This is a genomic window from Kitasatospora sp. NPDC006697 (assembly GCF_042869935.1).
GTDB lineage: Bacteria > Actinomycetota > Actinomycetes > Streptomycetales > Streptomycetaceae > Kitasatospora.
The window spans coordinates 1-12,543 of record NZ_JBIAGU010000030.1; the positions used below are offsets into that span (position 1 = coordinate 1).

The following is a 12,543-nucleotide window of genomic DNA, read 5'->3' on the forward strand; positions in this document are numbered from 1 at the left end:
AGCTACCTTGCCGGCCTCCACCTTCGCGGCGCGATGATCTGGATCAAGGACCTCACCAACGCCATCCATTGATCACAACCAAATACGCGCCCTAGGAGCCAGCACCGTGCCCCAGCACACCTTCATCCTGAACGGCTCCCCCGTCACGGTGGACGTCGCCGACGACGTGCGCCTGCTCTGGGTGCTGCGCGACGTGCTCGGCGTCACCGGGCCCAAGTACGGCTGCGGGCTGGGCGTCTGCCAGGCCTGCACCAGCCACGTCAACGGCAAGGCGTTCAACCCCTGTTCGGTGCCGGTCAGCGCCCTGCAGCCCACCGACGAGATCACCACCATCGAGGGTCTGCCCGCCACCGTCGGCAAGGACCTGCACCCGATGCAGGAGGCCTGGCTGGCCTACGACGTCGCCCAGTGCGGCTACTGCCAGCCCGGCCAGATCATGGCCGCGGTGGCCAAGGTCCGCCAGGCCCGCGCGGCCGGCCACGAGATCGGCGAGGCCGACTTCGACGAGATCCGCAACATCTGCCGCTGCGGCACCTACCACCGCATCCGCGAGGCGATCACGGCGGCGGCGAAGGAGTTCTGACCCCGGCCGCACGCCCGGCGGGCCGGCATCGTACAACTTGGTGCATGCCGTCGAACGCCCTGCACCACCGCTACCTCGCCGCCCGCGCCGCCGCCCCCTCGTACCGGGAGGTCGGCGGCACCCGGGCGGGCACGCTCCCGCCGGGCTACTCCTGGCTGCGCCGCCGGATCCACCTCGGCACCGGCCCCGAGACACTGGCCCGGGCCGGCGGATACGTCCTGGCGTGGGGCGCCCAGTTGGGCTCGGGCTTCGGCGTCTACCCCCCGCCCACACCGGCCGCGGCGGGCGACACCGTGCTGCTGCGCCTCAGCCTCCCGGGCATGCGGGTGCCGCGCCTGGTGATCCCCTGCCGGGTGGTCTGGACGGTCGACCGCCCCGACCGGATCGGCTTCGCCTACGGCACCCTCCCCGGCCATCCGGAGTGCGGGGAGGAGTCCTTCCTGGTGACCATGGACGCGGACGGCGAGGTCTGGTTCGAGGTGGCCGCCTTCTCCCGCCTCGCCGCCTGGTACGCCCGCCTCGGCCGCCCGGTGGCGCTGCTGCTGCAGCACCTGGCGATCGAGCGCTACCTGCGGGCGGTGGCCCGGGCGGCCGCGGTTCCCGGGCCGAGGGCCTGACCATGCAACCGCACACGCACTAGACTCACGCGAATGGCCACTGACACCCGGCGCATCGTCCTCGTCCCCCACGACCCGAGCTGGCAGGAGCGCGGGCTCGCCCTCGCTGCGGAACTGCGGTCCGAACTCGCGCCGTTGCCGGTGCACATCGAGCACATCGGCAGCACCGCGATCCCGGGCATGGCGGCGAAACCGGTCTTCGACCTCCAGATCACCGTGACCGATCTGGCGGAGGCCGAGCTCGCTTTCGACCGGCCGTTGGCCGCCATGGGATTCCAGCGCTCCCCGTACCAGCACGACCACGTCCCGGCCGGACTCGACGACGACCCCGAGCGCTGGGCCAAACGTTTCTGGTCGCGGCGGGGCCGGGCAGGCGCCGACTGCAACCTCCATGTCCGCCTCCTCGGGTCCCCCAACGAGCGCCTTGCCCTCCTCTTCCGCGACTGGTTCCGCGCCCATCCCGAGGCGGTGCCCGCCTACGCACACTTCAAGACCATCCTCGCGGATGCGGTCGGCGACCTCGGCACGTACGCCGAGGTCAAGGATCCAGTCGTCGATCTCGTCATCGCCGTCGCCAACACCTGGGCCGCGGCGACAGGCTGGGCCCCGCACGGCCGGACCTCGCACCAAAGCCGGTGACGCACGGATGCGGCTGCGGCACTGACCCGAGGGTCATCGACAGGTCGTCCAGGTAGCCGTCGTCATCGGTGCCGCCGACATGGCGGCCTCGACTCCCAGCCGCCGGGGCGGGCTGTGACAAGATCAGCGGGGCGGCACGGCGGCCGGTGGCGACAGCGCCGGGCGCATGCCGTCCGAGCAGCCGGGACAGCGATCGGAACGAACGGAAGGGACGTGGCGATGTCGGCCGCATCCGTCAGTGGACACCCCGCCGGCCCGCCGGTCACCCGGTTCGGCCTCGGTACGGCGGCTTCCGGGCGCCCCGGCTACATCAACCTCGGTCGCGAGCTGGACCTGCCCGCGGACCGCACGGTCGAGGCTATGCGCGAGCGCACCCACCGGCTGCTCGACGCGGCGTACGCGGCCGGGGTGCGGTACTTCGACACCGCCCGGTCCTACGGGCGCGCCGAGGAGTTCGTGGGCGAGTGGCTGGCCGGGCATCCGGCGGCCGCCGACCTCACGGTGGGCAGCAAGTGGGGCTACACCTACACCGCCGGCTGGCGGACCTCCGGCGTGGCGGCGCACGAGGTGAAGGAGCACTCGGTCGCGGTGTTCGACCGTCAGGTCGGCGAGACCCGGGCGCTGTTGGGCCGGTATCCCGACCTCTACCTGGTGCACTCCGTCACCCCGGACAGTCCGGCGCTGACCGACCCCGAGCTGCACGCCCGCCTCGCGGGGCTGGCCGCCGAGGGCGTCCGGGTCGGCCTGTCGACCAGCGGCCCGGACCAGGCGGGCACGGTCCGCGCGGCGCTCGGCGTCACGGTCGACGGCCGGCCGCTCTTCACGGCCGTGCAGTCCACCTGGAACCCGCTGGAGCCCTCCGCCGCCCCGGCGCTGGCCGAGGCGCACGCGGCCGGCTGGTGGGTGGTGGTCAAGGAGGCGATGGCCAACGGCCGCCTCGCCGACCGCAACGCCACCGGCCCCGACACGGCGGCGCTGCGCGCACTGGCCGCCCGCACCGGCCACGGCAGCGACGCGCTCGCGCTGGCGGTGGCCGCCGCGCAGCCCTGGGCGGACGTGGTGCTCTCCGGCGCGGCCAGCCCGGAGCAGCTGGCCTCCAACCTCACCGCCACGGGGATCGCCGTCACCGACGGCGAACTCGACGAGCTCGCGGCGCTGGCGGAGCCCGCCGAGGTGTACTGGGCCAAGCGCTCGGCGCTGCCCTGGGGTTAGGGAGCCGGGCTTTCGGGACGACGCAGGAACCGCCCACGGATCCGACGTCACTCACAAGCCAGGTCCCCCTACGCGACCTCCTGACACACCGTCACCGGCATCACCGCCGCCACCGCCCGCTCCACCCGCGCCGCGTCCGCGACCAGCACCGCGACCGCGCCCGACGGCGCGAGGTGGGCGCGCGCCGCCTCGTGCACCTCGTCGACGGTGGCGCCGGCGAGCCGGTCGACGTGTTCGGCCAGGTAGCCGAGCGGCAGGCCGCCGTCGACCAGGCCGGCGACCAGGTTGGCGAGGTCGCGGTGGGTGGACATGCCGAGCACGGCCAGCGCGCCGAGGGTGTACTGGCGGGCGCGGTCGACCTCGGCGCGGGTGGGGGGCAGGCAGGCGAGCCGGCCGAGTTCGTGGAGCGTTTCGACCAGGGTCGGCGCGGTGTACTCGGTGGCCACCTCGACGGCGGCGATCAGGCGGGCGCCGGCCGGGCGCTCCTCTATGGCCGAGTGCGGGCCGTAGGTGTAGCCCTTGTCCTCCCGCAGGTTGGCCACCCAGCGCGAGCAGAAGTAGCCGCCGAAGACCAGGTTGGCCAACCGCAGCGGCGCGTTCTCCCGGTGGCCGCGCGAGACGGCCGGGAAGGCGATCCGCAGCGCGGACTGGGTGCTGCCGGGCCGGTCGAGCAGCAGCAGCGGGCCGGGTCGCAGCGGCGGGACCGGGGGCAGCACGCAGGCAGGGGCCGTCCCGGTCCAGTGCGCCAGCCGCCGGGCGGCGGTCTCGGCGGCCGCCTGCGGGTCCAGGGCCCCGACGATCACCAGGGTACTGCCCACCGGCCGCACCAACTCCCGGTGCAGCGCGGCCAGTTCCCCCTCCGTGACCGCGCCGACGGCCGCGGGCTCCGGCGTGGGCCGCCCGTAGGGGTGCCCGTGGTGGATCCGCCGGGCCAGCGCCGCCGCGGCCTGCTGGGCGGGCCGTGAGCGGTCCGTCCGCAACTGCTCGGCGAGCCCGGCGCGGGCGCTCCGGACCTCCGCCGCCGGGTAGCTGCCCGCCTCCAGCGCGTCGACCAGCACCGCGAGCAGCCGGTCGAGCGCACCGGCCGGTGCCCGGCCGCTGATCCGCAGGCGGTCCCGGTCCACCTCGGCGCCGAGCGTGCCGCCGAACCGCTGCGCAGCCGTCGCCCCGGCCGGGACGGTCCGCGCCAGCAGGGTCCGCGCCAGCAGCGCCGCCCGCGCGCCGTCCGCCCCGGCGAACGGTATCCGCAGCCTGGTCTCGGCCAGCGGCTCGCCCTGTCGGCGAACGGCCAGCACGGTGAGGCCGCTGGGCAGCACCACCTCCACGTGCTCGGGTATCCGCACGGGCCGGGGCGCGCCCAGCGCGGGCAGTCGGCTCACCGCGGCCCCCGCCCCGGCACGACTTCGACCGCCGCGCACCGCTCCGGGGTCAGCGTGGCCGCGGCCGCGCGGATCTGCCCGGCTCCGACCGAGGCCAGCAGCTCCGGCAACTCCCCCACCAGGTAGGGGTTTCCGCGCTGCAGTTCGAAGACCGCCAGCCGGTCGGCCCGGCCGCGCGGCGAGTCCGAGCGCTCCAGCTGCTCCACCGTCAACCTGGCCGCCACGCCCTCCAGTTCGCCCGGCTCGGGGCCGTCCAGGGCGAGCCGTGCCAGCTCCTCGGCGGCGGTGTCGAGCAGCCTCCAGGGGTCGCCGCCGGCCGGCAGCCGGGCCTGCAGCACCAGGGCGGTGGGGTCGCGCACGGTGAACGGGTCGCCGAGGAAGCCGAGTCGGCCGCTCACCGAGGTCGCGGTCCGGTCCGCGCGGACCAGGCGCCGGACCAGCCGGGAGCCGTCCGTGCCGACCAGCAGTCCGGCCAGCAGCAGGAACGGCAGGTACCCCCGGAGGTCGCCGACCGGGTCCGGCACCCGCCAGCCCCAGGCGACCGCCGGGCGCGCCGCGAGCGGGTCCCGGTAGCAGGCCCGGCGCGCCCCGGTCCACTCGGGCTCCGCGAGCTCGGGCGCCAAGGCCGCCGGCCGCGCCGGGATGTCGCCGAACCAGCGCTCCGCCTCCGCCGCCACCCGGTCGGGGTCGAAGTCCCCGCAGACGCACAGCACCGCGTTGCCGGGGCCGTAGTGGCCGTCGAAGAACTCCGCCGCCTCCGCCGCGGTCGCCGCCTCCAGGTCGGCGAACGAGCCGTGCCCGTCATGGGTGTTGGGGTAGCTCCCGAACATCAGCTCCGGCAGCCGCGGCCAGGGCAGCCCGCCGTACGGGCGGTTGAGCACCTTGGTCCGGATCTCCTCCTTGACCACCGAGACCTGTGCGGCGAGATCGGCGGAGCTCAGCCGCAGGCCGCGCATCCGGTCGGACTCCAGGTAGAGCATCCGCCGCAGCGCGGGCGCGGGAGCGACGGTGCCGTACCGGGTGAAGTCCAGGTGGGTGGTCGCGCTGAAGCTGCCGCCGGAGCGCTCCACATGCCGGGCGTAGGCGCCCCTCGGCAGGCCCACCGACCCCTGGAACATCAGGTGTTCGAAGAGGTGGGCGAACCCCGAGCGGCCTTCGGGCTCGGTGCGCGAGCCCACCCCGTAGACCACCGCGACGGCCGCCACCAGCGCCTCGCGGTCGGGGGCGAGCACCAGGCGCAGCCCGTTGCCGAGTACACCGCGCTCGATCCGGTGCCCCGGGCGGGGCGGGCCGGTCCGGCTCATCAGCGTCATGCCTCCTGGATACGCGAGCGGAACTGCCTTACGGAAGTGGTCGGTTGCGGCCAGCGGGGCAGGACGGACGGAACCGGCCACCCGGGACGGGGCAGGCCGCTTGCTGCCGGTGCAGCTTCCGGCCACCGGGTGACCCGTGCTGCGGGCGAACCGACGGACCGTCCAAAAACCGTCATTCGACAGAACTGGTAGGCCGCCCGTTCACTTGTGAGATGCCTCACGGGGTGCCATCCTGTGCTGGCTGGCCGTCAGATGTGTTACAGGCGTAGCGAATTACCGAAGGAGAGGTGCGCGCGACCACCACTCGCCGGACCCGACAGGGGGAGAGTTCTCCATGTTCGAAGCACTTGGGCTGAGTCAGCTCGCCGAGTCCGTCTACCTGGCAATGCTCCAGCACCCGGACGAGGGCCTCGACGTCCTCGCCGACCGGCTCGACGTCGACCACGACCAGCTCCGGGTCGCACTCGACGAACTCACCAGCATCTCCCTGCTCCAGGTCCGCCCGGGCCGGCCGGCGCCGCGGGTGGTGAGCCCGGAGGTGGGGCTCTCCGCGCTGCTCGCCCGCCAGCAGGCCGAGGTGGCCCGCCGGCACCAGCAGATCGAGGAGGGCACCGCCGCCCTCTCGTTGATGCTGGCCGGGCGCGCGAAGACCCGACCGGCGACCGGCGACTCCGACATCGAACGCCTGTGCGGCATCGACGCGATCCGCGACCGGCTGAGCGACCTCGCCCGCACCTGCGAGTGGGAGGCGAACTCCTTCATGCCGGGCGGCGCCCAGTCCGAGGAGAACCTGGCGTCCAGCCGGGAGCTGGACGCCGAGGCGATCGAGCGCGGGGTCCGGGTCCGCACCGTCTACCAGGACAGCGTGCGCAACCACCGCCCCACCCTGGAGTACGCCCGCTGGCTGGGCGGGCTCGGCAGCGAGGTCCGCACCACCGCCTCGCTGCCGCTGCGGATGCTGATCGTGGACCGCCGGGTGGCCGTGGTGCCGCTCGACACGGCGGACGGCGAGACGGCGGCGATCGTGATCTCCAGCGTCGGCGTGATCACCGGGCTGACCGCGCTGTTCAACTCGGTCTGGCGGTCCGCGACCCCGCTCGGCGCCTCCCGCCGGCGCGACGACGACGGGCTCTCCGCCCAGGAGCGCCAGGTGCTCAAGCTGCTGGCGGCGGGCCTGACCGACGAGGCCATCGCCCGCCAGCTGGGCGTCTCGGTGCGCACCGCCCGCCGGGTGGCGGCCGACCTGCACACCAGGCTCGGCGCGCGCAGCAGGTTCCAGGCCGGGGCCCAGGCCCTCTCCCGGGCCTGGATCACGGCGGACGACCTGGAGTGAGTCCCGCTCAGGGGCCCACCTCGGTGGACCGGACGGCCCAGCCCCGGCAGGTGCTGGCCATGGTCCGGCAGCACAGCTGCTCGGCCACCCGCGCCGCGTCCAGCAGGTCGCGGGCCTGCAGGAAGAGGCTGAACACCACCCGGTCCCGGTGCACCTCGATGTGCGCGTGCTGGAGGCAGTCGGTGCCCGCCGTGCTGCGCAGCAGCTGACGGTGCATCTGCTGCGCGGTGTGCGGCACGGCGGTGGGGGTGTCCACCGTGGTCTTGGCCAGGTACACGAGTCGGCCCGCCCTCGCTAGACGGTGATCGGCGGATCGGGGGCCCACCGGGTGAGCGCCCAGCGGACCAGCTGCGGTGCGAGCACCGCGGCGAGCACCGCGAAGGCGGCGACCATCGCCCAGCGCGTCCCGAAGGCGATGGCCAGCGCCCCGCCCACCGGCACGCCGAGCAGGTCGGCGGCCTGCAGCTGCACCGAGGCCATCGCCATCACCTGCGCGATCCGGTCCTGCGGCGCGGCGGCCTGCAGACCGCCGAAGACCGTGGCGACCAGCAGGGTACCGCCGAAGCTGCCCGCGAGTTCCAGCAGCACCAGCCCGGCCATCGCGCTCGCCCCGGCGGAGGCGAACGGGAGCAGCGCGAGCGAGGCCAGGCTGGTGACGGCGCTCAGGGCCAGCGTCCGCCCGGAGCCGAGCGCCTTCAGCGTCCGGCCGACCAGCATGCCGCCGGCCACCCCGCCGACGGCCCCGAGGGCCAGCAGGGTGCCGACCAGGGAGGGCCGCAGGTGCACGGTGCGCACCAGGTAGAGCACCAGCACGGGCTGCGTCACCCCGTTGGCGAAGGCCACCGCGACCATGGCCCGCACCCCGGACTGCCGGCCCATCGCGGCGGCGAGCCGCAGGTTCGCAGCAGCGCCCGGTTTCTGCCTCGGGGGCTTCTTCCCCGGGGTGTCGGGCTCCTCCCGGGGGGCGGTCCGCACCCGGCTCAGCAGGGCGGCGGAGAGCAGGAACGACAGGGCGTCCACCAGCACCACGGAGGGGGCGGCGATCCGGGCCAGCAGCGCCCCGCCGAGCGCGGGGCCGCTGATGTCGGCCACGCTGCGGGTGGCCGACAGCTTGCCGTTGGCCGCCACCAGGTGTTCCTTGGGCACGAGTTGGACCAGCAGCGGGCTGGCCAGCGCGGAGTAGACGCCGAGCGCGAAGGAGGCCACGGCCGCCAGCACCAGCAGCAGTCCGATGGTGAGCGCGCCGAGCCACCAGAGCAGCGGGATCAGCCCCATGATCGCCGCCTGCACCAGGTTGCAGGCCGCCATCACCGGCGCGCGCGGGCGGCGCAGTCCGTCGGACCACGCCGCCGCGGGGAGCCTGACCAGCAGCGAGGGGACCAGCTCGACGGCCGCCAGGCAGGTCATCTCCAGCGCCGAGGCGCCGAGCGTGACCGCCGCGCACACCGGGATGGTGACGTTGCTGACCGCCGAACCGGCCTGGGAGAGCCCGGTGGCCGTCCACAGCGCCCGGAACGGGCCGCCGGGGAAGGCGGGTTGCTCCGCGCTGCGGTCCTGCCGACCGGTCGGCGCCGTGGTCGTCATGCCGGCCGCCCGCTCACAGGGTGACGATCCGGACGGCCGCGTCGGCGGCGCCCTCGGCGAACCAGGCCGGGAAGTCCTCGGGGTGGCGCAGCCGGGCGATCTCGGCCAGCCTCGGGATGGGCCGGGAGACGCCGTTCATGGTGCGCACCGAGTCCACCGCGATCTGGCTCATGAAGCGGTGGTTGTCGCGCGGGTGGCGGCGGGCGTAGCTGAAGAAGACGCCGAACTTCTCCCGGCCGGCGTCCTGCAGCACGGGCGTGCTGGTGTGCATCAGCCGGGCGTTCCACACCACCAGGTCGCCGGCCCGGGTGTCCACCCGCTCGCGCAGTGCGGACTCCCCCAGGGTGCGCGCCGGGATGTCGAACTCCGGCTCCCTGGTGCCGTATCCGTCGAAGGACATCAGGTGCGAGGCGCGCACCACGTCGATCCCGCCGCCGGCGGCAGGGTCGTTGTCCTGGAGGTAGAGGCCGCACTGGAGGTGGGCGAACCCGGGCTCCCAGACGTAGCCGGCGGTCGGGCCGACGAAGGTCGCGTCCACGTGCCAGGGGACGTAGACGTTCTTGCGCGCGGTGCAGTTGGGGTAGAGCACGGGCTCGTCGTCGCCCAGCAGCTCCTTGACGGCGGCCACCACGCGCTCGCGCAGCACGATGCCGGCCAGGAAGTCGTCGGCCAGGAAGTCGCTGGTCAGCATCTCGCGCGAGCCCGAGCCGGTGAGGTAACCGGTGCACAGGGCGCGGGCCTTGGCGACCTCCTCGGCGTCGAGCACGCCGCGCAGGATCACGTAGCCGTGCCGGGCCAGCCGCTCGGCCGAGACCTCGGCCGTCGCGGCGGCGGTTCGGGTCGCGGCCGTCATCGCCGGGTCCGTACCGGGCCGCCGGGGACGGCGCAGTTGGCCAGCCCCTCCAGCTGTCCGTAGCCCAGGCCGCAGCAGTCGCCGGTGATGTCCTCGTCGAGCGCGTCGGCGGGGTGCGCGGCGTCGGTGGCGGCGAAGCTCTCCAGGTCGATCGGGTCCGGGTCGTCGTCGATCCAGAGCTGCGCGCCCGCGGTGATCAGGTCGAGGTGCACGTCGGCGATGTACGGCACCCGGCTGACCCGCTGGTTGTGCTGGCCGAGGCCGATGTGGACTCCGCAACGCCGCTCGTTGATGTGCGAGTTGGCCGGAATGAACGCGTCGATGCCGCGGTTGGTGCCGAGGCCGAACTCGCCCACGTTGCGGCCGTAGGGGCTGCTCAGGCAGAGCTGGAACATCTCGTCCAGCTTGGGGTCGGCGCAACTCAGGCTGACGGCCTTGCCGTTCTCGATCTCCACCCGGACCGGGTTGCCGGACAGGTCGGCGTTGAGCGAGGTGATGATGTTGGCGTTGAACGCCCCGTCGGCGACCAGCACGCCGTCGACCGTGACCGGGTAGGTGGCGATCTCGCCGGCCGGCAGGATGGTGAAGCCGCCGGGCCGCCACAGGCCGCGGTTGCTGATCCAGTGGTACTTCTCCGCGTCCAGCTCGACGGTCAGGTCGGTGCCGCCGCGGCTGGTCACCCGCACCTTGCGGGCCGGCTTCACCCGCTCGAGCAGTGTGGCGTTGTAGCGCGAGAGTTGGTCCGGCGTCAGGTTGAGCGACTTGGTGAAGAACTCGGTGGAGGCGCTGATGATCCGCAGGATCATCGTGCGGTCGCCGCCGAACCGCTGCAGGGCGGCCTCGAAGACGTTGAAGTGCGACATGGTGTCGCGCTCCAGCGTGAGCACGACCAGCCGGCCGGGCAGCGTCTCCCGGGGCGGCAGCGCGGCCTCGAACCGCCCGGCGAACTCCGGGTCCTGGAGCTTGCGCATGGCCACGATCCCGACCGGGAAGCCCCGGTGCTTGAGCGCGATGGCCAGCCAGGCCGCCGGGTCGCGGCTGTCCGGGGTGTAGGCGATGACGAAGGTGTCGGTGCTCTCGGCGCGGACGTAGTCGTCCAGCAGGACCTTGATCCCCTGCTGGACGTTCTCGTCCGGAACGACGAAGTTCATGTGCGAGCTCCTCGGGTGGACGGTGCGGGACGGGTTCGCCGGACGGACCCGGGGCACCCGTCGCCGGGCGGGAGGGCGGACCCTCCGGCGCCGTGCGACGGGTGCCCCGGCGGACAACTCCTAGGAGTTGTAGAAGGTCGAGTACGAGATGCGCCACGCGACGTCGCCGACGCCGTCCTCGTCGTGGTCCTCCGGCTCGGCCGCGACCATCAGGTTGACCAGGTTCTCGAGCTCCTCGAACGCAGACATTGCAGTCTCCTTCGGTGGTGGTCGGTGCCAGCTGCTGCTGACAGGTCCAATGCTGTGGCCCGGGCTCGACCCGGCGGAAGTGGTCACATCCTGCCGCGGCCGGCGCTGGCCTGAACCGGCCTCCCGCCGGCCGCGCGGACTGTCCCTGCCATGTCCGCCAACTGCCAGTCCGCCGTGCTGACCTGCCCGGACGCCGGCCGGTATACAGGTTCTCGACAGCCACTCGCAGACTCCTCAGGAGGCACCAGATGCTCGAGTTCCGTGGCACCGAGACCGCTGCGTTCCGCTTCGCGTCGGGCGACGACGAGGGCTTCGGCTGGCAGCGGTGACGCCTCCCGACCGCACCCCGGAGGTGCCGCGCTACCCCTTCGGGGAACCGCACCTCCTCGCGCTGGACAGCCGCTACGCCGGCCTGCGCGACCGCGAGGGGCCGAGCCGGGTCGAGGTCGGCGGCCTCGGCGAGGCGTGGCTCTGCTCCCGCTACGCCGACGTCCGCCGGCTCCTCACCGAGCCCCGGTTCGCCCTCACCCCGCCGGCCGGCACCCCGGACCTCGCGGCCGAGCAGGCCGTCCGGATCGCCGCCGCCGGCCTCAAGCCGCGCCGGATCGAACGGCTGCGCGGGGCGACGGAGTCGATCGCGGACGGCCTGCTCGACCGGCTGGCCCCACCGGCCGACCTGATGGCAGCGTTCGTCAAACCCCTGACCACCGCCGTCCTCTGCGAACTGATCGGTGTCCCCGCCGCCGACCGGCCCGGGGTGCAGGCCCTGCTGCTCGGTGCCGCCACCACCGCCGACCCGCCCTCGGAGGCCGAACGGCAGGACCGGCGCGGGCTCTTCCGCTACCTGGCCGGCCTGCTCGCGGAGCGCACCGGCGAGAGCGAGGACCTGCTCGGCTCGATGGTCCGCGACCGCGGCGAGGCCGACGACCGGCAGTTGGTCCGGGCGGCGATGCGGCTGCTGCTGCCAGGGCTGCAGAACACGGTGCTGATGCTGGCCAACTTCGTCTGCGCCCTGGCGCACCACCGGCCGGACCTGGCCAGCCTGCGCCGGCACCCGGAGCTGGTGCCGACCGCCGTCGAGGAGCTGATCCGCTTCACCCCGTTCCACAGCACCTCGACCTTCCCCCGCTACGCGGCCGAGGACATCGAGCTCGGCGGCACCCTGCTCCGCCGCGGCGACGCGGTGCTGGGCGCGCTCTGCGCGGCCAACCGCGACGAGCGTGCCTTCGCCGCGCCGGACGCCTTCGACATCCGGCGCACCGAGAACGCCCACCTCGGCTTCGGCATGGGCCCCCACCACTGCCCGGGCGCCGCCCTGGTCCGCCTGCAGCTCCAGGTCGCCCTGGGCGCCCTGGCCCGCCGGATCGACGGCCTGCGACTGGCTCCCGCCGGTGATCGGGACGGCCGGGTGATCCGCTGGTCCGATCCGCTGCCGGTGACCTGGGCCGCGATCAACGGGCGGACCGGCGGCCCGGCCGGCTCCTCCCCCGACCCCAGCGACTGTTAGGAAACTGAACAGATAAACCATTCAGGCGCAGTCTTGGTTACAACTCTTGACGGGTCGTCACGGCAGGACCCATAGTCCTAGGTGGTCTATACCAGCCGTGTGTGGGGGCACGGTCCCTTCGAC

13 protein-coding genes are annotated in these 12,543 nt (G+C 73.9%); 6 read left to right on the plus strand and 7 right to left on the minus strand.

What is annotated here, in order from left to right:
• The first annotated feature begins 106 nt into the window (after window positions 1-106).
• The 4 genes from ACFYNO_RS31575 to ACFYNO_RS31590 all read left to right on the plus strand — a co-directional run bounded on the left by ACFYNO_RS31575 (window position 107) and on the right by ACFYNO_RS31590 (window position 3,051).
• Window positions 107-583 carry a (2Fe-2S)-binding protein gene (locus ACFYNO_RS31575; RefSeq protein WP_388020424.1) on the plus strand — a complete coding sequence of 159 codons (477 nt, stop codon included), beginning with the start codon at window positions 107-109 and terminating at the stop codon, window positions 581-583.
• Window positions 584-627: 44 nt separating this feature from the next.
• Entirely contained in the window at window positions 628-1,200 is a 573-nt protein-coding gene (locus ACFYNO_RS31580; protein WP_388020427.1) for a DUF1990 family protein, read from the plus strand.
• 33 nt (window positions 1,201-1,233) lie between these two features.
• Window positions 1,234-1,839 (plus strand): GrpB family protein, encoded by a 606-nt coding sequence (locus ACFYNO_RS31585; protein WP_388020430.1) that lies wholly within the window; start codon window positions 1,234-1,236, stop codon window positions 1,837-1,839.
• A 219-nt stretch (window positions 1,840-2,058) separates the two neighbouring features.
• Window positions 2,059-3,051 (plus strand): aldo/keto reductase, encoded by a 993-nt coding sequence (locus ACFYNO_RS31590; protein WP_388020433.1) that lies wholly within the window; start codon window positions 2,059-2,061, stop codon window positions 3,049-3,051.
• 68 nt (window positions 3,052-3,119) lie between these two features.
• Here the strand turns inward: ACFYNO_RS31590 and ACFYNO_RS31595 are convergent, their stop codons facing one another.
• Both ACFYNO_RS31595 and ACFYNO_RS31600 read right to left on the minus strand, forming a co-directional pair.
• A complete protein-coding gene (locus ACFYNO_RS31595) occupies window positions 3,120-4,430 on the minus strand; it encodes a M16 family metallopeptidase (protein WP_388020436.1) in 1,311 nt (436 codons plus the stop codon).
• Window positions 4,427-5,743 carry a M16 family metallopeptidase gene (locus tag ACFYNO_RS31600; RefSeq protein ID WP_388020439.1) on the minus strand — a complete coding sequence of 439 codons (1,317 nt, stop codon included), beginning with the start codon at window positions 5,741-5,743 and terminating at the stop codon, window positions 4,427-4,429. Before ACFYNO_RS31600 ends, ACFYNO_RS31595 begins: the two co-directional genes overlap by 4 nt.
• A 334-nt stretch (window positions 5,744-6,077) precedes the next feature.
• On the opposite strand from ACFYNO_RS31600, the gene ACFYNO_RS31605 reads away from it, so the two are divergent.
• Window positions 6,078-7,076: a LuxR C-terminal-related transcriptional regulator gene (locus ACFYNO_RS31605; RefSeq protein WP_388020442.1), complete on the plus strand. Its 999-nt coding sequence runs from the start codon at window positions 6,078-6,080 to the stop codon at window positions 7,074-7,076.
• Between the two features lie 7 nt (window positions 7,077-7,083).
• Here the strand turns inward: ACFYNO_RS31605 and ACFYNO_RS31610 are convergent, their stop codons facing one another.
• The 5 genes from ACFYNO_RS31610 to ACFYNO_RS31630 all read right to left on the minus strand — a co-directional run bounded on the left by ACFYNO_RS31610 (window position 7,084) and on the right by ACFYNO_RS31630 (window position 10,913).
• Window positions 7,084-7,353 (minus strand): hypothetical protein, encoded by a 270-nt coding sequence (locus ACFYNO_RS31610; protein WP_388020445.1) that lies wholly within the window; start codon window positions 7,351-7,353, stop codon window positions 7,084-7,086.
• A 17-nt stretch (window positions 7,354-7,370) separates the two neighbouring features.
• A complete protein-coding gene (locus ACFYNO_RS31615; protein ID WP_388020448.1) occupies window positions 7,371-8,660 on the minus strand; it encodes an MFS transporter in 1,290 nt (429 codons plus the stop codon).
• A 13-nt stretch (window positions 8,661-8,673) separates the two neighbouring features.
• Complete coding sequence (locus ACFYNO_RS31620) at window positions 8,674-9,513, minus strand: phytanoyl-CoA dioxygenase family protein (RefSeq protein WP_388020451.1); 840 nt, start codon at window positions 9,511-9,513, stop codon at window positions 8,674-8,676.
• A complete protein-coding gene (locus tag ACFYNO_RS31625) occupies window positions 9,510-10,664 on the minus strand; it encodes a hypothetical protein (RefSeq protein WP_388020454.1) in 1,155 nt (384 codons plus the stop codon). The genes ACFYNO_RS31620 and ACFYNO_RS31625 overlap by 4 nt, the downstream gene beginning before the upstream one ends.
• Before the next feature lie 120 nt (window positions 10,665-10,784).
• Window positions 10,785-10,913, minus strand: coding sequence for a hypothetical protein (locus ACFYNO_RS31630; protein ID WP_388020457.1), 129 nt, complete (start codon window positions 10,911-10,913; stop codon window positions 10,785-10,787).
• A 325-nt stretch (window positions 10,914-11,238) separates the two neighbouring features.
• On the opposite strand from ACFYNO_RS31630, the gene ACFYNO_RS31635 reads away from it, so the two are divergent.
• Window positions 11,239-12,420 carry a cytochrome P450 gene (locus tag ACFYNO_RS31635; protein WP_388020460.1) on the plus strand — a complete coding sequence of 394 codons (1,182 nt, stop codon included), beginning with the start codon at window positions 11,239-11,241 and terminating at the stop codon, window positions 12,418-12,420.
• Window positions 12,421-12,543: the final 123 nt, after the last annotated feature.